The organism is Neoroseomonas oryzicola, from assembly GCF_012163135.1.
Classification (GTDB): Bacteria; Pseudomonadota; Alphaproteobacteria; order Acetobacterales; family Acetobacteraceae; genus Neoroseomonas; species Neoroseomonas oryzicola.
On sequence record NZ_JAAVUP010000001.1, the window covers coordinates 485784 to 508099 of the forward strand.

Here is a 22316-nt window from a genome sequence, read left to right on the forward strand (position 1 = left end):
ATGCCGCCGCTCGCGTCATGGGAGGCTTCGATGTCCAGGTTCCGCAACGCCCTGATGGCGGCAGCCCTCGCGCTGCTCGGCCTCGGGGGCGCCGCCATGGCGCAGACCGCGCCCTCGGGCACGCTGCGCATCGTCATGGTCGGGCCGCTGCCGAGCCTCGATCCGGTCGTCTCGACCTCCGCGATCATCCGCAACCACGGCTTCATGGTCTACGATCAGCTCTTCGGCCTCGACAGCCAGGGCGTCGCACGGCCGCAGATGGTCGACCGGCACGAGGTCTCTGCCGATGGCATGATCCACCGCTTCACCCTGCGCGACGGCCTCGCCTTCCATGACGGGCAGCCGGTGCGCGCGGCCGATGCGGTGGCCTCGATCCGCCGCTGGGGCGAGCGCGACATCGCCGGCCGCGCCCTGATGGCCGCGACCGCGGCGCTGGAGGTGGTGGACGACAAGACCTTCACCCTGCGCCTGTCCAAGCCCTTCGGCCTGGTGACGGAAGCCCTCGCACGGTCGACCGCCAGCGCGCTGTTCATCATGCCGGAACGCATCGCGCGCACGCCGGCCAATACCGCGATCACCGACGCGACCGGCTCGGGCCCCTTCATGTTCCGCGCCCAGGAGTTCATGCCCGGCGAGCGCGCGGTCTATGTCCGCAATCCCGCCTACCGCCCGCGCAGCGAGCCCTCGGACGGCCTCGCCGGCGGCAAGGTGGTGAGCCTCGATCGCATCGAATGGCTCGGCATCTCCGACCCCGCGACGGCCGCGGCCGCGCTGCAGTCCGGCGAGATCGACTTCCTCGAGACGCCGACGCCGGACGTGCTGCCGCTGCTCGCGCGCAACCGTAACGTCCGCACTTTTGCGCAGAACCCGATCGGCTCGATGGTCTGGCTACGGCCGAACCACCACATCCCGCCCTTCAACAACCCCGCGGCCCGGCAGGCGCTGCTGTTCATGGTGAACCAGCAGGAGAACCTGCAGGCGATCGGCGTCCCGCCGGCCGAGCAGGTGCCCTACTGCCCGGCCTATTTCCTCTGCGGCACGCCGCTCGAAAGCGCGGCCGGCGCACAGGGGCTCCGCGCCGTCGACCTCGACCGGGCCCGGGCCCTGCTGCGCGAGGGCGGCTACAACGGGGAACGCGTGGTGTTCCTGAATGCCGGCGACTGGGCCGCGAACAACGCCGTGGTGCTGACCATGGCCGAGAACATGCGTCGCGCCGGGATGAATATCGACGTCGTCACCACCGACTGGGCCACCGTCACCCAGCGCCGCAACCGGCGCGAACCGATCGACCAGGGCGGGTGGAACCTGTTCGTCACCATCGCGAACGTGCTCGACGCGCAGAACCCGCTGGTGAACGTCTACCTCGCGGCGTCCTGCGACACCGCCCCGGCGGGCTGGCCCTGCGACGCGGAGCTCGAGCGGCTGCGCGCATCCTGGTGGGAGGAGAGCGATCCGGCGAAGCGCCGGCAGATCCTCGACCAGGTGCAGGCCCGCGCCTTTCAGGTCCTGCCCTACGTCAATGCCGGGCAGTACCGGACGCTCGCGGCCTATCGCGCGAATGTCGAAGGGCTGCGCCCGACCATCATCCCGGTCTTCTGGGGCGTGACCAAGCGATGAGCACCATCGCGATCGAGGAGGCCGGATACCGCTTCATCCCCGCGGTGATGCAGTATTCGGCCGGCGTCGCGGCGCTGCCCGGCTTCCGGCTGGAGCGCGTCCGCTTCGCCGAACCCGTGCCGATGGCCGAGGGGTGGCGGCGCATCGCGGCCTATCTCGGCTCGATCGGCCGGCCGCTGACCGCCTTCGCAGCCTGCGAGTTGCGTTCCCCTGCCCCGTTCAGCGAGTCCGGATTCGCCGCCTTCAACCGCGGCTATGCGGAGGTGCTCGGCGAATGGGGCGTGCTGCGGGCGGGGCACAACCCGGTCGCCCGCAGCAATGTCTGCCCGCGCGTCACCCCGCCCGCGACGCCATCCTTCCACGCCTTCGCCTTCACCGTGCCGGCGGATGGGGCGCCGCCCTCCTTCGTCGTTGCGGGCAGCGGGGAATCCATCGAGGGCAAGGCGACCTATCGCGAGAGCACCGTCGCCTATGGCGATACCTCGCCGGCCGGGATGCTGCAGAAGGGCCGCTACGTCCTGGGCGAGATGGAACGCCGCATGGGGCTGCTCGGCTTCGGCTGGCCGGATACGACCGGGGTGCAGGTCTACACCGTCTACCCCCTGCCGCCGGCGCTGACCGAGGAGATCGTCACCCGCGGCGCCGCCCGCCACGGCCTGACCTGGCAGGACTGCCGCCCGCCGGTCGAGGGCCTGGACTACGAGATGGACTGCCGCGGGGTTGCGATGGAGCGCGTGCTGCCGGCCTAGAGCCGTTTCCGTTCGCCTTGGCTCACGGCAACGCCTCCAGGCTTTCGTTTTCACGAGCATCTTCACCCGATCAGGTGGGTCCACCTGATCGGGATCTGCTCTAGCCGCCGAACTGCGCGTCGAGGAAGCGCTCGACCGCAGGCCAGACGCCCTCCTGCGAATGCTCGACGCCGGGGACGCGGTCGAGCGTTGTCGCGCAGCCGGCCGCGCGAAGGCTGGCTTGCAGCGCCTCGATCCGCGCGACGCGGGTCGGGCCGGCGTGCTCCGCGCCGCGGACCCAGAGCGGATGGCCTTCGGGGACGCGCAGCACGTCGGTCTCGAGGTCGTCGGCGCCGACGACGAGATGGACCGCGACCCGGCGCATCGCATCGAGGTCGGGCGGATGGCCGAAGATCGCCACAAAGTCCTGCGTGCCGGCCCACCAGGGCAGCGCCTCGTCCAGCAGCGTGACGTAGCCCGGCGCCCCGATGGACACGGCCGACAGCCGATGCGGCTGCAGCATCAGGAAGCGCAGCGCGAACTGCCCGCCGCCGGAAAAGCCCGTCAGCATGAAGCGATCCGTCGCCAGCGGCAGGCGCACCGCCGCATCCGCGACCATGGCGAGCAGCGCCTGGTCGTAGCGCAGCCCCCGGAACAGGCCGAACTTGTAGCCGGGCTCGTCATCGGGCGCGGTGCTGCCGATCGGGAACAGCGGCGCCAGCAGCACGGCACGGTGGCGGTCGCAGAATGGCGCCATGAGATCCCGCAGCGCCTCGGGGCGCCGGTCGCTGCCATGCACGGCGACGATCAGCGGCGCGGGATCCGGCCCCAGCCCAGGCGGGACATAAAGGCAGTAGGGAAAGCGCGGCTCGGCGGCGCAGGCGAAGAAGGGCGTGCGTCCCTCCATCGCCGGCCGCCAGCCGGGCATCGCGCCGCTCATATCGGGTCGCGCACCAGCGGGCTGGTGGAGCAATGGATGCCGCCGCCCCCGAGATAGACCTTGTCGTAGGCCACCAGCCGCACGGAGATCCCGGCCTTGTCCAGCGCCTCCTGCGTGCGGGGGCCGACCTGGTCGCTCATCAGCACGCGGCCGGGCGCGACGGCGAGGCAGTTGATCGCCCAGGACGGATCCTCGTGGTTCAGCGGGATCATGCGGATACCCAGGCGCTTCAGCTCCTCCATGAAGACGAAGGGCAGCGTCACCGGGTTCACGATGGCGACGTCGTGGTCGATCATCACGAAGGCGCCATCGATATGCAGGCGGTAGCCCGGGATCTGCACGCGGATCAGGCGCGTGCCCTGAAGGGCCAGCACCTCCTCCATCTGCCGCGCGCCTTCCTCGTTGACGCGGGAGGAAACGCCGATCACCGCGACGTCGGGGCGGATATAGGCGAAGGACCCGCCCTCCATCAGCCCGGTGCCGGCGATGGTGCGCAGGATGGGCATGCCGAGGGCGGCGAGCGTCTCGGTCACCGGGCGTTCCTCGCCACGGCGGATGCGCGGGCCCATGCGGGTGACGACGGCGCCGCCATCGATCGCGATGCAGGAATCGCGCGTGTAGACCGACTTGTGCCGGCCGGGTGCCGCGCGGTTCAGCATCACGACGTCCACGCCTTCCTCCCGAAGTGCGGCGGCCAGCGCGTCGTGCTGCGCCAACTGCTCGGCCAGCGGCGGGATGACCTCGCCCCGCCAATAGGCCCCGGTCTTCGGGTCGCCATAGGCGCCGAGTTCCGGGATCAGCGGCAGGCCGTCGAGGACCTTCATCTCCTCTCCCGGACGATGCATCAGCACGACGCGCAGCCGGCCGATGTCGGAATTGCAGCCCCAGCGGCGGCCCCAGCCGAACTCTTGCTCGGCGGGGCTGTTGAAGGCGGGCTCGGCTTCCGAATGGAACCGCTCGATCAGCATGTTGTAGCGGTGGTCGAACTCGCTCATCGCGCGTGACATGGCGTTCTTATCCTTCGTTGCGCCGCCGCAGGGCGCGGTCGGCGAGCAGCAGCAGCAGTGTGAACAGGATCAGCAGCACCGCGACGGCGGCCATGGCGGGATCGAGGTTCTCATTGATCCCGTCCCAGATCCGGCGCGGCAGGGTGAACACGTCGCGCGAGGCGATGAACAGCACCATCACAAGCTCATCCCAGGAATGGATGAATGCGAAGATGGCGCCCGAGAAGATCCCCGGTGCGATGCGCGGCAGGATCACCCAGCGCAAGGTCTGCGACAGCGACGCCCCCATGCCTCGCGCCGCCTGCTCGAGCCGCGGGTCGAAGGCGGCGAGCGCGGTGGAGACGGTGATCACCACATACGGGATCCCCGTCACCCCATGCGCGATCACCACGCCCAGGAAGCGGTCCAGCAGCCCGAGCGGCCCGAAGTATCGGTACAGCCCGATCGCGTAGACGATGGAGGGGATGATCAGCGGCAGCAGCATCATCACGCGCACGAGTTCGGTCGCGCGGCGCGAGATGCGCCAGCAGCCGATGGCGCAGAGCGTCCCCGCCGTCACCGACAGGATCGTCGCCGCCACCGCGATGGTGAAGGACTGCCAGATGGAGCCAAGCCATTCCGGCGAGGACAACACCGTCGCGAAATGGCGGAAGGAGATCCCGTCCTGCGGCAGGGAGAGGTAGCGCTGGTCCGTCAGCGCCACCGGCACGACGATCAGGATCGGCAGCACCAGGTAGAAGGCCGTGGCCCAGGCCAGGCTGCGGCTGGCGGCGCCGGGGCTGTAGATGCCGTCCATCGGATCAGGCCCCCGCCCCGAAGATGCGCCGCAGGTCCACGATGCGCGAGAAGACGAGCAGCGTGACCAGGATGGCCGCGACCAGCATCGTCGCCATCATCGTCCCCAGGCCCCAGCGGATCAGGTCGAGGATCTGCAGGCTGATCCATTCCGCGACCATCAGCGTCTTGCCGCCGCCGAGGATCGCCGGCGTGATGTAGAAGCCGAGCGAGAAGATGAAGACCAGCACCCCGGCCGCGATCACACCCGGCAGGGACAGCGGCAGGAAGACGCGACGGAAGACCTCGCCGCGACTGGCGCCGAGGCCCCGCGCCGCGGCCAGCAGGCGCGGGTCGATCTCCCGCATCGAGGCCAGCATCGGCAGCACGGCGAAGGGCACCATGTAGTGCACCATGCCGACGATGATGCCGAACTCGTTCCACACCAGCGGCAGCGGCTCATCGATCACGCCGGCGCCGAGCAGCGTGTTGTTCACCAGCCCCTGGCGGCGCAGCAGCGTCACCCAGGCGAAGGCGCGCACCAGCACCGAGATCCACAGCGGCACCAGCACCGCGAGGATCCACCACCCCTGGGCCCGCGGCCGGGCGAGCGTGATCGCGTAGGCGATGCCGTAGCCCAGCAGCAGCGCCAGCACGGTGGTGATCAGGCAGATGCGCAGCGTCGTCTCGATCACCCGCTGCACGGCGGACGAGGTGAAGAGCCTCTCGTAATTGCCGAGGCCGAGTTCAGGCTCGGTCACGCTGATGGTCAGCACCTGCGCGATCGGGGCGATGTAGAAGACCACGAGCAGCAGGAAGGCCGGCAGGATCAGCATCCACCAGCCTGCGCCGGTGCGCCCTGCCGCGCTCACGCGGCGTCCTCCTCGACCGGCACGGCGGCGTCGGCGGACCAGCCAAGGCGGACCGGCAGGTCCTCGGCCGGTGCGACCGGGGATTTCCAGGCGGGCAGCACGGCGCGCAACTCGCCGAGATCCGGGGTGGCGATGCGCAGCGCGAAGCCGGCACCGAGATAGGACCAGGAGAGGATGCGCCCCTCGACCTGGTTCTCGGCCGTCTCGCCTTCGGCCAGCAGCGCGATCTTCTCAGGCCGCAGCGACAGCAGGCTGCGCGTGCCGGGCGGCAGCGCCGCCCCCTGCCCGTGCGCGACCGCAAGCCGCGACGCGCCGGCCTCGAGCATGAAGCCGCCCGGGGCGGGCTGGCGCACCGTCCCTTCGAGGAAGTTCGACTTGCCGAGGAAATCCGCCACGAAGCGCGTGCGCGGGCGTTCATACAGTTCCCCCGGCGCCCCCGCCTGCACCAGACGCCCGTGGTTCAGGATGGCGATGCGGTCCGACATGGACAGCGCCTCCTCCTGGTCATGGGTGACGTTGATGAAGGTGCGGCCGACGCGGCGGTGCAGTGCCTTCAGCTCCTCCTGCAACTCGGCACGCAGCTTCTTGTCGAGCGCCGAGAGCGGTTCGTCGAGCAGCAGCAGGCTCGGATCGAAGACGAGTGCGCGGGCGAGCGCGACGCGCTGCTGCTGCCCACCCGACAATTGCTTCGGCAGCCGCCCCGCGAATTGCGCGAGCTGCACCAGGTCGAGCGCCGCCCGCACCTTGGCGTCGCGATCGGCTTTCGACATGCCGCGCACACGCAGCGGGAAGGCGACGTTCTCGGCCACCGTCATGTGCGGGAACAGGGCATAACCCTGGAAGACCATGCCGAAGTTGCGCTTCTCGGGCGGCAGCGGGGTGATGTCCCGCCCGTCGAGCAGAACCGCGCCCTCGCTCGGCGCGACGAAGCCCGCGATCGCCATGAGGATCGTGGTCTTGCCCGAGCCGCTGGGCCCGAGAAGGGTGACGAACTCGCCCTGCCCGATCTCGAGCGATACGTCGTTCACGGCGATGAAGTCGCCGTAGCGCTTGGTCAGCCCCCGCAGCCCCAGCGCGTGCCCCGCCGCCGCGCTCACGAGACGTAGTCCGGCTGCTCGCGGTCGAGCTTCCGGCGCAGCGCCTGCCAGGGCAGCCAGCCCTTGGTCGCGCTGGTGCCGAACTGGTCCCGGGCGCGCCGCACGACCGGCGCCGGTGGCACCGCCAGCGGCGCGCCGGAGGACTGCGCGGCCAGCTGGATGCGGCAGGCCTGCTCCAGGTAGTACATCCAGTAGAAGGCCTCGGCGACCGTGCGGCCCACCGTCAGCAGCCCGTGGTGGCGCAGGATCATGCAGGGCTTATCGCCGAGGTCGCGCACCAGGCGGTCGCGTTCCGACAGGTTGTCGTCCGCGGCGATGCCTTCGTAGTCGTGCAGGGCGACGCGGCCGTCGAACTCCATGCTCATCTGGTTGAGCGGCAGCAGCCCACCCGACTGCGCCGCCACGGCCATGCCCGCGAGAGTATGGGTGTGCATCACGCACATCGCATGCTCGCAGGCGCGGTGCACGGCGGAATGGATGACGAAGCCCGCCGGGTTCACCGGCCAGGACGTGTCCTGCATCGGCGCGCCCTCGGCATCGACGACGACCAGGCTGCTCGCCGTGACCTCCTCGAACAGCAGGCCGTAGGGGTTCACCAGGAAGCGGTGTCCCTCCCCCGGCAGGCGGGCGGAGAGATGGGTGAAGACCAGGTCCGTCATGCCGAAATGGGCAATCAGGCGGTAGGCGGCGGCGAGGTCCTCGCGCACCTCCTGCTCGGTCTGCGGGCGGTTCGGATCCGGCTTCACCGGCGGCGGCGGGAGGGCCATCAATAGCCTCGCTCGGGATCGTAGACGTTGGGCAACGGCTCGCCGCGCTCGAACCGCGCGATGCAGCCGGCGACGTAGCGGGCACGTTCGCGGCGGCTCGGCAGGCTCGCGACATGCGGCGTGACCGTCACGCGCGGATGTGACCAGAGCGGGCTGTCGGCGGCGAGCGGCTCGGGGTCGAAGACATCGAGCACCGCCCCCGACAACTGCCCGTTGTCGAGCGCAGCCAGGATATCCGGCACGACCTGCTGCACACCGCGCCCGACCTGCACCAGGCCGGCGCCACGCGGCAGGCGGGACAGCAGCGGTTCGGCGAGCATCCCGCGCGTCTCCTCCGTCGCCGGCAGCAGGCAGACCAGGATGTCGCAGCGCGCGAGGAAGGCGTCGCGCCCGGCGGCGCCGGCGAAGGTCTCGACGCCGGGGACGTCCTTGCGTGTGCGCGACCAGCCGATCACGGGAATGCCGAGGGCGCGCAGCATCTCGACGCTGCGCAGTCCCATCGCGCCGAGGCCCATGACGCCGACGGTGCGTTCGGCCGCTGCGAAGGGGGCCTCGAAATAGTCCCAGGCGGCCCTGGACTGCGCGATCGCCATGCGCCGCGCATCCTTGACCAGCGACAGCACAGACCATGTGACGAATTCGCCCATGCGCTGCGTCGCCTCGGGCGGCACGCAGCGCACCAGCGGGATGTGGCGCGGCAGGTCGGGATCGGCGACGATCGCGTCGACCCCGGCGCCGGATCCGAAGATCGCGCGCAGCTTCGGCATGCGCGCGAGGCGCCCCGGGTCAGGATCCCACACCAGCACGAAATCGACCGCGGCGGGATCGAGGGACGGATCGTCCCACCAGCGAATCTCGAGACCGGGCGCGAACTCGGCGAAATGCGCCCGCCATTCGGGGACGGCGGCTTCGCCCCCCGACTTCACCACGAGGATCACGGGCAGGTTCAGCCGGTGATGGTGTCGATGAAGTCCGCGTTCACCTGCTGATAGTTCTGGCCCCACCAGTTGCCGTCGAGCACCACCTGCACCCGCGCATTCTCGGGATCCGTCGGGTTCTTCCGCCGGAGGTCCTGCGGCACCAGCGCCGCGGCACGCGGGTTGGTCGGCCCGTTGCCGAGCAGCTGCAGCAGCCCGACCTGCGGTTCCGGATTGGCGAGCATGGAGGCGAGCAGGCGCTGGGCCATCTCGCCGCCCGGATTGCCGCGCGGGATCACGAAGATGCCCGCCTGCAGCAGCGCCTGCGGCCAGATGAACTTGATGCGGCCGTTGGTCTCGGCTTCCAGCACGGTCGCGCGGGTGTGCCAGATCTGGCCCATCACCGCCTCCCCGGTGCGCAGGAACTGCTCGCTCTCGCTGCCGCTGTTCCAGAAGACGGCGTTGCGGCGCAGTTCCGACACCTTGCGCAGGCAGGCCCGCACGTCGAGCGGATAGAGGTTCGCCGGATCCTTGCCGAGCGCCATCTGCGCCGCGTCGAGCGTCGCGAGCGCGTCGCGCCGCATCAGCCGCGTGCCGGGGAACTTCCGCAGGTCGTAGAAGTCGGCCCAGGAGGTCGGCCCGCCCTGCGGGAACTTGGCGCTGTCGTAGCAGAGCACGCTGCTGAAGGAGTAAGGCGCCGCGCCGTATTCCAGCGCGAAGCCGACCGGCAGCGTGTCCTCCTTCTTGACGATGCTGTAGTCGATCTTCGTCACGAGGTTCTGCCGGCCGAGCAGGTTCGAGGACGAGGCCGAGGAATCGCACAGATCCCAGGTCGTCCGCCCGCTCTCGACCATCGATCGGATGCGCCCGGCCGATGGCCCGGTGCTGTCCTGCACCACCGTCCAGCCCTGGTTCGCGGCCATGAAGGGCTCGCCGTAGAAGCGGCCGAAGCCCTGGTTGGCGATCCCTCCCCAGTTGACCATGACCAGCTGGCGGGCGCCTTGCGCGCGGGCCTCGCCGCCCGCGAGCGGCGCCACGCCGAGGGCGGACAGCGCCGTCAGCAGGCCGCGCCGGCTGATCTGCCCGCGCCGGAACTTCTGAAAGGCCAGGTCCACGCAATCCTGCTGGAAGCTCTGCATCACCGTCTCTCCTCGCGCTGCAACGCAGCACCCGGACCAGGTGCAGCCTGACCGGGCAATACCACTTGCGGTTGTCGCCGTGCCGGCGTGAAGTCTCCCGGTCGAAACTTCACCATGGGCAGGCCTTCCCGGCAATGACCGACGCGCAGTCGATTTTCGCCCCGGACTTCAAGACCACTCCCTGGTGGTGGGAGGCCGCCGAGCCGCCGCGGCGCGACAGCGTGCTGCCCGACCATGCCGGCGTCGTCGTGGTGGGCGGCGGCTATGCCGGGCTGTCGGCGGCGCTGACCTTGCGGCGGCTGGGCCACGACGTCGCCGTGCTGGACGCCGAGCGGATCGGCTGGGGCGCGTCCTCCCGCAACGGCGGCATGGTCTCGGGCGGGCTGAAGGTCGCCTCCGGACCGCTCGAGAAGAGCCACGGCGCCGAACGCGCCCGGGCCATCGCGCTGGCCGCCGCCGCCTCCTTCCCCTTCATCGAGGAGACGATCTCGCGCGAGGGCATCACCTGCGACTACGTCCGCTGCGGCCGCTTCGTGCCGGCCTGGACGCCGAAGCACTACCAAGCCCTCGCATCGCGCGCGGAGAGCATCGCCGAGATCACCGGCCTGCCCACGCGGATGCTGCCCCGCGACCGGCAGCGCGAGGCGCTCGGCAGCGACCACTACCATGGCGGCATGCTCGCGGATGCCTCGGGCAGCCTGCATCCCGGCAAGTATGCCCGGGGCCTGGCCGACGCCGCCGAGCGCGCCGGCGCGCGCCTGGTCGACGGCGTGCGCGCCAACGGCATCCGGCGCGACGGGTCGTCCTTTCGCATCGTGACCGACCGCGGGCAGATGCGCGCCGATGCCGTGCTGGTCGCGACCAACGGCTATTCGCGCGACAAGCACGGCAATACGGCGATGCCCTGGCTGGCGCGGCGCATGATCCCGGTCGGTTCCTACATCATCGCCACCGAGGAACTGCCCCACTACGCGATCGACAAGTTCTTCCCCGGGCGGCGGATGATCAGCGACACAAGGAGGGTACTGAACTACTTCCGCCCCTCCCCCTACGGGAACCGCATCCTGTGGGGTGGCCGCGCCTCCTTCGGGCCGACCGAGCCGGAGAAGGCGGCGCCCGCGCTGCGGCGGATGATGCTCGCCGTCTTCCCCGAGCTGAAGGAGGTGCAGATCACCCACGCCTGGACCGGGAACGTCGCCTTCACCTTCGACTTCCTTCCGCATATCGGCGTGCAGGACGGCATCCACTATGCGGCCGGCTGCCAGGGCTCGGGCGTCGCGATGGCGACATGGCTCGGCCACCGCGCGGCGCTGAAGATCGCGGGGGCGGACAATGAAGGCTTCGCGCTCGACGGGCTGACCTTCCCCACGGTTCCCCTCTACAACGGCAATCCGAACTGGTTCCTGCCGCTGATCGGCGGCTGGTACCGGCTGAGAGACCACATCGACAGGGCTGCCGCATGAACGCCGACTTCGTCCTCCTCAACGGCCGCATCGCCACGATGGACGGGAGGGGGACGGAGGCAGAGGCCCTCGCGGCCATCGGCGGCCGCATCGTGGCGACCGGCACCACCGCGGCCATGCGCGACCATGTCGGCCCCGCGACGCGCGTCCTCGACGCCAACGGCCGGCGCGTCATTCCCGGCATCGTCGACAGCCACGCCCACCCCGATGCCTATGCGGTGCGGCTGCGGACCTGGACGCTGCTCTCCCCCGATAGGGTGCGTTCGCGCGAGGAGGTTCTGTCCACCATCCGCCGCGTCTGCGAAAGCCTGCCACCCGGCCGCTGGGGCGCCTTCTACCGGCTGAACGAGCGCGCCTCGGGCGGCTACCCCACGCTCGACGAACTCGACGCGGCAAGCGGCGGGCGGCCGATGTTCATCCTGCGCACCGATGGGCATCTCGGCCTTGCGAACCGCGCCGCCTTCGCCGCCTGCGGTGTCGGGCCCGAGGCGCAGGACCCGCCCTTCGGCACCTTCGACCGCGACCCCACGACCGGCGCCTTCACCGGCCTGGTGCGGGAGACGGCGGCGCACATCTTCCTCAACGCGGTGCACGGCGCCGACAGCGAGGCCGACATCGCCGAGGGCATGGAGATGGTGCAGGACGAATGCCTGCGCCACGGCATCACCTCGGTGGCGAATTCCCTCACCCCTTCCAAGGCGATCCGTGCCTACCAGCAGATGCGGCGCGACGGACGCTGGCGGATGCGCATGGGCATCATCGCCTCCGGCCGCGACGAGCCGCTGATCCCGCATCTGATCGGCGCCGGCATCCGGTCCGGCTTCGGCGACGAATGGCTGCGGCTGATCGGCGTCGAGTGGTGCCCCGACTGCTCCACCTCCGGGCGCACCGCGGCCTATTGGGAACCCTATGTCGGCGCCACGGTGCCGGGCGAGCCGGTGCCGAACACCGGTATGCTGCTCTACGACAAGGACGACCTGACCGAGCGCGCCACCGCTGCCCACAAGGCGGGCCTGCAGGTGATGATCGAGGGCGTGGGCGACCGCGGCATCGACTTCGCGCTCGACGTCATGGAAGCCGCCCTCGCCGCGCATCCGGTCGCGGACCATCGGATGCGGGTCGAGCATTGCTGCTACGTGACGCCGCCCATCCTCGCGCGGCTGAAGCGCGGCGGCTTCGTCGATTCCTCCGCGACCGGCTTCATGGACGAGCTCGGCGAGGCCTATGTCGCCAATCGCGGCCAGGCGGCGCTGCGCCACATGTGGCCCCATCGCAGCCTGATCGCGGCCGGCGTCCCCGCGCCGGGGCATTCCGACTTCGCGGTCTGCCGGGTGAACCCCTTCACCGCGCTCGGCGCCATGGTCACGCGCCGCAGCCAGACCGGCGCCGACCTCGATGCGTCGGAGGCGGTGACGCCCGAACAGGCGCTCGCCGCCTACACGACGCTCGGCGCCTGGGCGCAGCGGGAGGAGAACGAGAAGGGCAGCCTCGAGGTCGGGAAGCTGGCGGACCTGGCGGTCCTCGACACCGACATCCTTGCCTGTGATCCAGCCGTCATCCGGAACACGCAGGTCGTCGCGACCGTCGTCGGCGGGATCGTGCGGCACGGCGGCTGAAGGCCCCTTCCCGTCCGACCGTCCGCCATGCGACGAGTTGCAGGCCGGAAACCGAGAGCGAGACCATATATGCGGCGCAGCATCCTCCTGGCGGGCCTCGTCCTGCTTCCCGTGACCGGCATGGCGCAGGGCCTGGTCGCCGAGCGGACGATCAGCGCGAGCCTCGCTGCCGAGGCGGTGGCCGCCGCCGTCGAGGCCTGCGCGTCGCGCGGCTATCGTGTCGCCGCGACGGTCGTCGACCGGTCGGGCGTCGTGCGCGCCGTGCTGCGCGCCGACGGCGCCGGTCCGCACACCATCCCGTCCTCCCGCGCCAAGGCCTATACGGCCGTCACCATGCGCACCGGGACGACGCAGATCCTCGAGACCGTGCGCACCAATCCTGGGGCAGCCCGGCTGCCGGACATCGAGGGCTTCCTGGTCGTCGGCGGCGGCATGCCGATCCGCGCGGGGGATGAGGTGGTGGGCGCGATCGGCGTCGGCGGTGCGCCGGGCGGGCACCTCGACGACCAATGCGCCGAGGCCGGCATCGCCCGCATCCGCGAGCGGCTGAACTAGCGCTTCAGCGCCAGCCGCTTCGCCGCACCGCCGGTCGCGTGCGCGGCGAAGCGCGCCAGGACCTCCTCGGGCCAGGTGGCGACGCGCCGGGCCTCGAGGTCGACGCAGAGGTAGAGCACCTCGTTCTCCGCCGCCTGCCAGCCTTCCGCCGCGTGATACATCACGTGGCGGCAGAGCAGGCGCTTCGAATCATGGGCGAGCACCTCGCTGTCGAAGGCGAGCGGCGCGCCCTCCGTCACCTCGCGCGTGTAGGCCTGCCAGGATTCCGCGGCGAAGGTGCCGAGGCCCTTCTCGCGGAACGCCTTGCCGAGACCGAGCGACGGCCACAGCGCGTCCGTCGCCAGGTCGAAGGCCGCCAGGTAGAAGGCGAGGTTCATGTGCCCGTAGTGGTCGACCCACCCGGGCAGCACGTGGCAGAGCGGCGCGCGCATCCGGCGTCAGTGGATCTCGTCGGACTTGGCCAGCGCTTCCTTCAGCTTCGTGATGTTGAAGCCGTGCGAGCGCGCCATGTCGAGGATCACCTTCTCCTTGCGCGTCAGCAGCTCGATCGCGGCAGGAATCTTGGTCACGACGTCATGCGGCACCACGACCGCGCCATGGCGGTCGGCATGCACAACGTCGTCGTGCTTCACCTGCATGCCATGGATCGTCACGTCGAGGTTCAGTGCGACGATGTGCACATAGGCGTGCGACGGATTCACCACGCCGGCGATGCCCTGGAAACCTGGCGCGAACATGTCGAGATCGCGGACCGAGCCGTTCGTCACCACGCCCTGCGCGCCGAGGCCCTTGTGCACGGCGCTGTTCACCTCGCCCCAGAAGGCACCGACGCCAGGCGTGTCATCGAGGTCCTGCAGGCAGACCACGGTCGGCAGCGCCGCGTCGGCGACGTATTCGTACCAGCCGACCCGCATCGCACGGTCCGCTTCCTTGCTGCGGCCCGAGGGGAAGGCCGCGCGCTGCGTGCCGGTGCGCGCGAGGCCGCAGATCGGCGGCAGCTTAGGGTCGACGGCGACCATCGGGCGCACCGTGAAGCCATGGCCGCGGCGATGCGGCGCGACGAGCTCGAGCGCATTGCAGATGGTGGGCGTGTCCCACTGGCGAAGCGCCTCGAGATCGGCGGCGGTGAAGGGATAAGTGGCCATGATGCGGTTCCTCCGTCCGGCCAGCATCGACTGGCAGGACGGATCGGTCAAACCGGCGGATCACGTGCTGAGGTCAGCCACTACCTGCGCGACGGTGGTCACGGCGGCGACGGGGCGGAGGCCCTCCACGGCCGCGCGATGCACCTGGTCCGAGAAGGCGGCGCAGCCGTCCTCGAGCAGCGTCACCTCGAATTCCCGCACATGCGCGCCGCGCACGGTGGAGGCGACGCCGCCATTGGTGACGATGCCCGCGACCAGCAGCTTCCGGACCCCCGCCTTGCGCAGCACCCATTCGAGGCGCGAATTCCAGAAGGCGTCGTAGCCGAGCTTCTCGACAGCGAGATCGGACGGCGCGAGTTCATCGACCAGCGCATGGCCCCAGGAGCCCGGCGCGAAGTCACCCTTGCCGAGGAAGGGACGGAGCTCGCGAAGATGCTCCGAGATGAAGGGCTCCCCACCCTTCCCCGGCACCAGGGTGAAGTGGGTGGAGGCGATCCAGCCGCCCTTGGCGCGGACCGCCTCGACCAGCGGCTTCAGCCGCGCGGGCAGCGCGGCGATGGCCGCCGCCGACTGTCCGGCGCGGCCATAGGCACCCCGCGGGTGGATGAAGTCGTTCTGCAGGTCGCAGAGCAGCAGCGCCGTCTCGGTGACGGGCACAGGGGCGTGGGCCATGGTCATGCCCTCTCGATGATCAGGTTGCCGAAGCGGTCGGTGCGCGCCGCGAGGCCGGGATCGACGACGATGGTCGCATCGGGTTGCTCGAGGATCGCCGGGCCGGGAACGACGGACCCGACCGGCAGGTCGAGCCGCACGAAGACCTTCGCCTCGGTCCAGGCGCCGTCGAACCAGACGGGGCGCGATCCGCGCGCCGCGGCGTCCATCGAAGCCCCGTCCCCCGGCGCCAGCATGGCGAGGTCGAAGGCCGGCCGCCGCCCGATCGCCGCCGTGCGCAGCGTGACGATGCGGACCGGGATACCCGGCAGCAGGCGGGTAAAGGCGCGGCTGTAGGCGGCCTCGAAGGCCGCGCGCACGGCAGCGGCGGTGATGCCGGTGGTGCCGTCGCCCAGTGTGACCGGCAGCGGCACCGCGACCGTGTGCGTCTGCCCGGCGTAGTGCATGTCGAGTTCGAAGACCGTCTCGATGCCATCGACGGGCAGCCCGGCCTCGGCGACGACCGCGCGCGCGGCCTCGGCCTCCGACACCATGCGCGCGTCCAGCGCCGCGGCGTCGAGCCCGTCCAGCGCCAGGTTCAGCGTGCGCACCTGGTCGTGCCGCACATCGGCGATGATGCAGCCGAGCGCGGAGGTCACGCCCGGATAGCGTGGCACCAAGGCGGCCTTGAGGCCGACCTCACGGATCAGCGCGCCGACATGCAGCGCGCCGCCGCCCCCGAAGGGCAGCGCTACGAAGCGGCCGGGATCGTGGCCGCGCTCGATGGAGACGAGGCGGATGGCGCCAGCCATCTTCGCATTCGCCACGCGCAGGATCGCCTCGGCCGCCGCCATGGGATCGAGGCCGAGCGGATCACCCACATGCCGCCGGATCGCCTCCCGCGCCGCATCGACGTCGAGCCGCGCCAGCGCCCCACCGATGGGACGTTCGGCGTTGATGCGGCCAAGCACGACATTCGCATCCGTCAGCGTCGGCCGGTCATTGCCCTGCCCGTAGCAGACCGGGCCCGGCCGGCTACCGGCGGATTCCGGGCCGACCTGCAACAACCCACCCCGGTCGACATGGGCGATGGACCCGCCACCGGCGCCGATGGTCGTGATCTCGATCATCGGGGAGCGGATCACCATCCCGAAGTCGATCGTCGCCTGGGCGGCGAGTTCCATCCGCCCGCCCGCGACCAGCGACACGTCGAAGGAGGTTCCGCCGAGGTCACAGGTGATTGCGTTCTCGAACCCCGCCGCCGTCGCGATGGCGGCGGCCGCGATCACGCCGGCCGCGGGGCCGGACAGCGCCGTGCGCACCGGCATCCGCCGCGCCGTGGCGGTCGACATGATGCCGCCATTGGACTGGACGATGTGGAAGCGGCCGGTGAAGCGCTCCTCCGCCAAGGCGCCTTCGAGACGCGCGAGATAACCCGCCACGACGGGCTGCAGATAGGCGTTCAGCGCGGTGGTGGAGGCGCGCTCGAATTCGCGGATCTCCGGCAGGATCTCGCTGCTGACCGAGACATGCGGGTTCGGCCAGATGGCGCGGACGGCCTCGGAGGCGGCACGTTCATTCGCCGGATTGGCGTAGGCGTTGATGAAGACGATGGCGCAGGCCTCGGCCCCGGCGGCGAGCAGCGCGCGGGCCGCCGCCTGCACCGCAGAGATGTCGACCGGCGTGCGGATCGTGCCATCGGCCAGCGTGCGTTCCGGCACCTCCAGCCGCAGGTCGCGATCCGCGACCGGGGTGAAATCGCCCCAGAGACCCCAGGTGTGGCGGCGGTCGCGCCGTCGCATCTCCAGCACGTCGCGGAAGCCCGCCGTGGTGATGATGCCGAGGCGCGCGCCCTTGCGTTCCAGAAGCGCGTTCGTGCCCACGGTCGTGCCGTGGACCACCGCATCCATGCTGGCCGCGCCGCCCAGGGCGCGCAGGCCGTTGAGGAAGCCGGAGGCCTCGTCGCCGCGGTTGGACGGCACCTTCGCGGTGCGGAAGGTGCCGGTCGCGGCGTCGAAAAGGAACAGGTCGGTGAAGGTGCCGCCGACATCGACGCCGACGATCATCGGGACACGCTCCCATCCGCCGCGACGCGCACGCCGTAGTCGCGGATCGCGGCCTCGGCGCTGACATGGCCGAGGCGGATGTCGCGCGCGACGTCCTTGGCCGGCCGCTGCGCGGGATCGCCCCAGCCACCGCCACCCGGGCTTTCGAGGCGCAGGCGCTGGCCCTGACGGATCGAGACACCCACCACCTTGCTCGCCATCGGCGGCGTCGCACGCCCCTCCGGCGTCTCCCACCAGAAGGCGTTCATCGACCCGGCGGCGCCGCCGGCGACGCCGAAGGGTGCGAAGCGCCCGCGTTCGCCGAGCAGCGCGATCTCCGTGGTGCCGGGCGCGAGCGCCTCGATCTCATAGACCGCGCCGACGCCGCCACGATGCAGCCCCGGCCCACCGCTGTCGGGCCGCAGCGCCCATTGGGTGAACATGACCGGGTTCGCGGCTTCCAGGATCTCCACCGGCGGGATGGTCGCGGTCGAGATCGGGTTGTTGGCGTGGTGCAGCCCGTCGCTCTCCGGATTGCCGCCGAGGCCGCCCCCGAAGAAGGAGAACATCACCCAGCGCGTGCCATCCCCCCGCTGCCCCGACAGCGCCAGCGCGTTGATGGTCCCGAAGGGCGCGGCCGTCGCGCGGTCCGGCCGCGCCTGGCCGAGCGCGCCGAAGATCACGCCGATCAGTCGCAGGATGGTCTCGGTATAGCCCGCGACCGGCCGCGGCGCCTTGGCGCCGAGCAGCGTGCTGTCCGGCGCGATGACCTCGACCGGCCGCAGCACGCCGGCATTCGCCGGCACGTCCGGGAAGGCATGCTTCAGGGCGACGTAACAGGCGGCGACCGTGGTCGCGACGGAGATGTTGATCGGCCCCAGGCAGGGCGGCGAGGAGCGCGAGAAATCCAGCACCATCCGCCCGCCCGCGACCCGCATGTCGAGCGCGATGCGCAACGGCGCGTCCACCACGCCGTCATTGTCGAGAAAATCCTCGAAGACGTAGGTGCCGTCGGGCAGGCCTTCGATCTCGGCGGCCATCAGCGCCTCGGCGCGGTCCATCAGCAGGCCGAAGGATTCGGCCACCGCTGCATCGCCGTAATCCGCCAGCAGTTCGGCAAGCCGCTTCTCGCCAAGGTCCAGCGCGTTCAACTGCCCGTTCAGGTCGCCCCAGTTCGACTGCGGCACGCGCGAATTGGCGGCGAGGATGTCGAGGATGTCCTGCTGCATCACCCCCGCGCGGATCAGCTTCACAGGCGGAAAGCGAACGCCTTCCTGGTGGCTCTCCGTCGCGCGCGGATTGTAGTTGCCGGGGACGTTGCCGCCGATGTCGAGCCAATGCCCCACGCTCGCCAGCCAGCAGAACAGGCGCCCATCGCGAAACACCGGGCGCACCAGGCGAAAATCGTTCAGATGCGTCCCGCCGTCATAGGGATCGTTGAAGAGGAAGGTGTCGCCCGGCTGCAGCCCGCCATCCGCCGCCACCTTCGCGATCACCGCCCGCACCGCGAAGGCCATGGCGCCGACGAAGATCGGCAGCCCCTTGGTGCCCTGCACCAGCGTATCGCCGGTCTCGGCGTGATAGAGGCCGTGGCAGGCGTCGCGAGCCTCGGCGATGATCGGGTTGAAGGCGCTGCGATAGAGCGTCGCGTCCATCTCGTCGGCGATCTGCTCGAGCCGGCCCTTCAGCACGGCGAGGGTCACAGGGTCGATCGGCATTCCTACAATCCGAGATAGGCGCGCTGGAGATGCGGGTCGGCGCGCACCTCCGCCGCCGTGCCGCTGAGCGCGAAGGCGCCGTTCTCGAGCACATGGGCGTCGTCCGCGACCTCGAGGCTTTGGGCCACGTTCTGCTCCACGAGCATGATGGCGAGTCCATCCGCATGGAGCCGGCGGATCAGCGCGAACATCTCCTCGACCAGCAGCGGGGAGAGGCCGAGCGAGGGTTCGTCGAGGATCAGCAGCCGCGGTTCCGCCATCATGCCGCGGCCGATGGCGAGCATCTGCTGCTCCCCACCCGACAGCGTGCCTGCCATCTGTCGCACACGTTCCTTCAGGCGGGGAAAGGTCGCGAAGACGCGCTCGAGGTTTCGCGCCTTGTTGCCACGCGCGCGGCGATAGGCGCCGAGGTCGAGATTCTCCCGCACGCTCAGGTTCGGGAAGATCTTGCGGCCCTCCGGCACGTGCACCAGGCCAGCCTCGGCGATGGCGGGCGGGGCCAGGCCGTCGATGCGGCGGCCGTCGAAGGTGATGCTGCCCGCGCGCGGCTTCACCAGGCCGCTGATCGCCATGTTGAGCGTCGTCTTCCCCGCCCCGTTCGCGCCGAGCACCGCCACTAGCCGCCCGGCCGGCACGCTGAGGTCGACGCCGCGCAGCACGGTGGCCGGCCCATAGCCCGCTTCGAGGCCACGGATCTCAAGCATGGGTGGCCCCTTGCAGGCGCTTCGCCGCGCCGTGGCCGAGATAGGCCTCGACCACCTGCGGCGCGGCCACCACCTCGGCCGGCGTGCCGGAGCAGATGATCCGCCCCTGCGCGAGCACATGCACCTGGCTGCAGAGGTTCATCACCGCCTGCATCACGTGCTCGATCATCAGGACGGTGATGCCGGAGGCACGGATGCCCTGCACGACGGGGACGATGTCGCGCACCTCGGAGGGATTCAGACCGGCCAGGACCTCGTCCAGCAGCAGCAGCTTCGGCCGCGTCGCGAGCGCGCGCGCCACCTCGAGCCGCTTGCGCCCGGCGACGGTCAGCGCGGCCGCCGGCTTGTCCAGCTGGTCGGCGAGGCCTACCTGCGTCGCGACCTCCTCGGCTACCTCCAGCGCGGCGCTGCGTTTCGCCACCCGCAGGAAGGCGCCGACGGCGATGTTCTCGCGCACCGTCAATCCTGCAAAGGGCTGCACGATCTGGAAGGTGCGGGCGAGGCCCATGCGCGCGAGCTCATGCGGCTTGCGGCCAGTGATGTCCTCGCCTTCCAGCATCACCATGCCGGAGGTCGGCTTCTCGAAGCCCGCGACGACGGCGAAGAGCGTCGTCTTGCCCGCCCCGTTCGGCCCGATCAGGCCCGTGATCGTGCCTTCGCCCACGTCGAAGGTCGCATCGTTCACCGCGAGCAGCCCGCCGAAGCGCTTGGTCACGCCCCGCACCGCGAGGAAGGCCGGATCGGGGCCGGTGCCCGTCATGCGCGCCTCCTGAGGCGCAGCAGGCCCGGCAGATCCCGCGGCGGGAAGCGCACCACCAGGATCAGGACGATGCCGAAGATCACAAGGTCGATCCCCGGGATGCTGCCCGCGAGGGACTTCGTCGCCTCCCCCAGCCCGTGCAGGATGACCGCGCCCAGCACCGGCCCGAAGACGGTACCCGCGCCGCCGACGATGGGGGCCAGCAGCGCCTCGACCGAAATCCAGGTGCCGTACGCGATGTTGGCGTCGAGGTAGAGGAAGTACTGGGCGTAGAGCCCGCCCGCCGCCCCCGTCATGGCAGCCGAGAGCGTGATCGCCCGCAGCTTCACCGCCAGAACATCGACGCCGAGCGCCTGGGCCGCGGCCTCGTTCTCCCGCACCGCCACCAGCTGCGCGCCGAGGCGCGAGCGTTCCAGCGCCAGCGTCGCCAGCAGGGCGAGCGTCACCAGCGCCAGCGCGACCCAGAGGAAGGTGCCACGCTCCGCGAACTGGAAATTCGCCGGGTTCGCCTGCAGCCGGATCAGGATGCCGGCGGCGCCACCGGTCATCTCCGCGGCATTGGCCAGCACGCGGAAGACCTCGGCGAAGGCAAGCGTCACCAGCGCGAAATAGGATCCGCGCAACCCCGACCGGAACGCCAGGAAGCCGATCACCAGGCCGACGAGTGCCGCGAAGCCGATCCCCGCCGTGAAGGCCGGATAGGCGTTCATGCCATAGCGCACCTGCAGGATCGCGGTGACATAGGCGCCGGTCCCGAAGAAGGCGGCATGGCCGAAGGAATACTGCCCGCCATAGCCGCCGAGCAGGTTCCACCCCTGCGCCGCCAAAGCGATGATCAGCGTGAAGACGAGGAAGTTCAGCACCACGTTGCTAGCGACCATCAGCGGCGCCAGCCCCATCAGCACCGCGAAGGCGAGGATCGGCAGCACCGCCTTCATGCCCGCGCCCCGAACAGCCCGGTCGGGCGCACCAGCAGGACCAGGATGAAGATCAAGAAGATGCCGATCTGGCCGAGGCTTTCCCCCAGGTAGAGGCCCGACAGGCTCTCCACCACGCCAATGATCAGGCCGCCAAGCAAAGCGCCGACCACGCTGCCCATGCCCCCCAGCACCACGATGGTGAAGGCGACCAGCACGAAGGCATTGCCGACGCGCGGCGAGACATAGAAGGACGGCAGCAGCAGCGCCGCCGCGATGGCGAGGCAGGCTGTCCCGATCCCGAAGGTCACGGCGTAGATATGCGCGACGTCGATGCCGACCAGCGCCGCGCCGGTGCGTTCCTTCGCGACCGCCCTGATCGCCTTGCCCGTCGCCGTCCGCGTCATCAGTAGATACAGCGCGATGCCGACCAGGATCGTCGCCCCGAAGCCGACGACGCGCGGATAGCCCAGCAGCGCGGGCCCGAACTCGACCACATCCATCGCATAGGGCGCATCGATGCTGCGCGTGTCGGATCGGAAGACCGCGAGCATCAGGTTCTCGATGATGATCGACAGGCCGAGCGTCACCAGCAGGATGTTCTCGTCCTTGCCGCGGCTCGCCGGCCCGATCACCAGGCGCTGCACCGCATAGCCCAGCAGGAAGAAAAGCGCGGCCAGCGGCAGCGCCGCGACATAGGGATCGATGCCAAGGGCCGTGCGCGCGACATAGGCCCCGTACATCGCCGCGGTCAGCAGCGCGCCATGGGCGAAGTTGATGATGTGCAGCACGCCGTAGACGAGCGTGAGGCCCAGCGCCACCAGCCCATACACGGCCCCGGTCAGGAGGCCGTTCAGCACGGCCTCCAGGATGATCTCCGGCGG

General features: G+C 70.5%; 22 protein-coding genes. 5 read left to right on the top strand and 17 right to left on the bottom strand.

Translation table 11 applies throughout. The features are described from left to right. Positions 1–30 precede the first annotated feature (30 nt). Positions 31–1617, top strand: a complete 1587-nt coding sequence (locus GWK15_RS02335; protein ID WP_168038667.1) for an ABC transporter substrate-binding protein — start codon at positions 31–33, stop codon at positions 1615–1617. Continuing rightward, on the top strand, positions 1614–2366 hold the full coding sequence (gene cnbZ / locus GWK15_RS02340) for a 2-amino-5-chloromuconate deaminase CnbZ (RefSeq protein WP_168038669.1): 753 nt from the start codon (positions 1614–1616) through the stop codon (positions 2364–2366). The genes GWK15_RS02335 and cnbZ overlap by 4 nt, the downstream gene beginning before the upstream one ends. Positions 2367–2466: 100 nt before the next feature. Here cnbZ and GWK15_RS02345 read toward each other — a convergent pair whose 3' ends face one another. Genes GWK15_RS02345 through GWK15_RS02380 form a run of 8 tightly spaced genes read right to left on the bottom strand, consistent with a single transcriptional unit; the run spans position 2467 to position 9858 of the window. Further along, positions 2467–3273, bottom strand: coding sequence for an alpha/beta hydrolase family protein (locus GWK15_RS02345; protein WP_168038671.1), 807 nt, complete (start codon positions 3271–3273; stop codon positions 2467–2469). 8 nt (positions 3274–3281) lie between these two features. Beyond that, entirely contained in the window at positions 3282–4292 is a 1011-nt protein-coding gene (locus GWK15_RS02350; protein WP_168038673.1) for a dimethylarginine dimethylaminohydrolase family protein, read from the bottom strand. 7 nt (positions 4293–4299) lie between these two features. Next, a complete protein-coding gene (locus tag GWK15_RS02355) occupies positions 4300–5088 on the bottom strand; it encodes an ABC transporter permease (RefSeq protein ID WP_168038675.1) in 789 nt (262 codons plus the stop codon). Positions 5089–5092: 4 nt separating this feature from the next. Further along, on the bottom strand, positions 5093–5938 hold the full coding sequence (locus GWK15_RS02360) for an ABC transporter permease (RefSeq protein WP_338147176.1): 846 nt from the start codon (positions 5936–5938) through the stop codon (positions 5093–5095). Continuing rightward, complete coding sequence (locus GWK15_RS02365) at positions 5935–7035, bottom strand: polyamine ABC transporter ATP-binding protein (protein WP_168038677.1); 1101 nt, start codon at positions 7033–7035, stop codon at positions 5935–5937. The genes GWK15_RS02360 and GWK15_RS02365 overlap by 4 nt, the downstream gene beginning before the upstream one ends. Then, the gene (locus GWK15_RS02370) at positions 7032–7802 is read right to left on the bottom strand and encodes a class II aldolase/adducin family protein (protein ID WP_168038679.1); all 771 of its coding nucleotides are present in this window, start codon (positions 7800–7802) and stop codon (positions 7032–7034) included. The genes GWK15_RS02365 and GWK15_RS02370 overlap by 4 nt, the downstream gene beginning before the upstream one ends. Further along, positions 7802–8740 (bottom strand): NAD(P)-dependent oxidoreductase, encoded by a 939-nt coding sequence (locus tag GWK15_RS25750; protein ID WP_168038681.1) that lies wholly within the window; start codon positions 8738–8740, stop codon positions 7802–7804. Before GWK15_RS25750 ends, GWK15_RS02370 begins: the two co-directional genes overlap by 1 nt. Before the next feature lie 8 nt (positions 8741–8748). Continuing rightward, positions 8749–9858 carry an extracellular solute-binding protein gene (locus tag GWK15_RS02380; protein WP_168038683.1) on the bottom strand — a complete coding sequence of 370 codons (1110 nt, stop codon included), beginning with the start codon at positions 9856–9858 and terminating at the stop codon, positions 8749–8751. Between the two features lie 134 nt (positions 9859–9992). Here GWK15_RS02380 and GWK15_RS02385 point away from each other — a divergent pair, with 134 nt between their 5' ends. The 3 genes from GWK15_RS02385 to GWK15_RS02395 all read left to right on the top strand — a co-directional run bounded on the left by GWK15_RS02385 (position 9993) and on the right by GWK15_RS02395 (position 13492). Continuing rightward, entirely contained in the window at positions 9993–11321 is a 1329-nt protein-coding gene (locus tag GWK15_RS02385) for an NAD(P)/FAD-dependent oxidoreductase (protein WP_168038685.1), read from the top strand. Beyond that, a complete protein-coding gene (locus tag GWK15_RS02390; RefSeq protein ID WP_168038687.1) occupies positions 11318–12937 on the top strand; it encodes an amidohydrolase in 1620 nt (539 codons plus the stop codon). Before GWK15_RS02385 ends, GWK15_RS02390 begins: the two co-directional genes overlap by 4 nt. Before the next feature lie 69 nt (positions 12938–13006). Beyond that, positions 13007–13492: a GlcG/HbpS family heme-binding protein gene (locus GWK15_RS02395; RefSeq protein ID WP_168038689.1), complete on the top strand. Its 486-nt coding sequence runs from the start codon at positions 13007–13009 to the stop codon at positions 13490–13492. On the opposite strand, the gene GWK15_RS02400 is transcribed toward GWK15_RS02395, so the two are convergent. Genes GWK15_RS02400 through GWK15_RS02440 form a run of 9 tightly spaced genes read right to left on the bottom strand, consistent with a single transcriptional unit; the run spans position 13489 to position 22292 of the window. Further along, the gene (locus GWK15_RS02400) at positions 13489–13923 is read right to left on the bottom strand and encodes a thioesterase family protein (protein WP_168038691.1); all 435 of its coding nucleotides are present in this window, start codon (positions 13921–13923) and stop codon (positions 13489–13491) included. The two genes, GWK15_RS02395 and GWK15_RS02400, sit on opposite strands and share 4 nt — an antisense overlap. A gap of 6 nt (positions 13924–13929) precedes the next feature. Continuing rightward, positions 13930–14637: an RraA family protein gene (locus tag GWK15_RS02405; RefSeq protein WP_168038693.1), complete on the bottom strand. Its 708-nt coding sequence runs from the start codon at positions 14635–14637 to the stop codon at positions 13930–13932. 60 nt (positions 14638–14697) lie between these two features. Beyond that, entirely contained in the window at positions 14698–15315 is a 618-nt protein-coding gene (locus GWK15_RS02410) for a cysteine hydrolase (RefSeq protein ID WP_245211383.1), read from the bottom strand. Beyond that, on the bottom strand, positions 15312–17354 hold the full coding sequence (locus tag GWK15_RS02415) for a hydantoinase/oxoprolinase family protein (protein WP_168038695.1): 2043 nt from the start codon (positions 17352–17354) through the stop codon (positions 15312–15314). Before GWK15_RS02415 ends, GWK15_RS02410 begins: the two co-directional genes overlap by 4 nt. Then, positions 17351–19051: a hydantoinase B/oxoprolinase family protein gene (locus GWK15_RS02420; RefSeq protein WP_168038697.1), complete on the bottom strand. Its 1701-nt coding sequence runs from the start codon at positions 19049–19051 to the stop codon at positions 17351–17353. Before GWK15_RS02420 ends, GWK15_RS02415 begins: the two co-directional genes overlap by 4 nt. Positions 19052–19053: 2 nt before the next feature. After that, on the bottom strand, positions 19054–19755 hold the full coding sequence (locus tag GWK15_RS02425; protein ID WP_168038699.1) for an ABC transporter ATP-binding protein: 702 nt from the start codon (positions 19753–19755) through the stop codon (positions 19054–19056). After that, complete coding sequence (locus tag GWK15_RS02430; RefSeq protein ID WP_168038701.1) at positions 19748–20515, bottom strand: ABC transporter ATP-binding protein; 768 nt, start codon at positions 20513–20515, stop codon at positions 19748–19750. Before GWK15_RS02430 ends, GWK15_RS02425 begins: the two co-directional genes overlap by 8 nt. Then, the gene (locus GWK15_RS02435) at positions 20512–21453 is read right to left on the bottom strand and encodes a branched-chain amino acid ABC transporter permease (RefSeq protein WP_168038703.1); all 942 of its coding nucleotides are present in this window, start codon (positions 21451–21453) and stop codon (positions 20512–20514) included. Before GWK15_RS02435 ends, GWK15_RS02430 begins: the two co-directional genes overlap by 4 nt. Then, positions 21450–22292 carry an ABC transporter permease subunit gene (locus GWK15_RS02440; protein ID WP_168038705.1) on the bottom strand — a complete coding sequence of 281 codons (843 nt, stop codon included), beginning with the start codon at positions 22290–22292 and terminating at the stop codon, positions 21450–21452. Before GWK15_RS02440 ends, GWK15_RS02435 begins: the two co-directional genes overlap by 4 nt. Between the last annotated feature and the right edge of the window lie 24 nt (positions 22293–22316).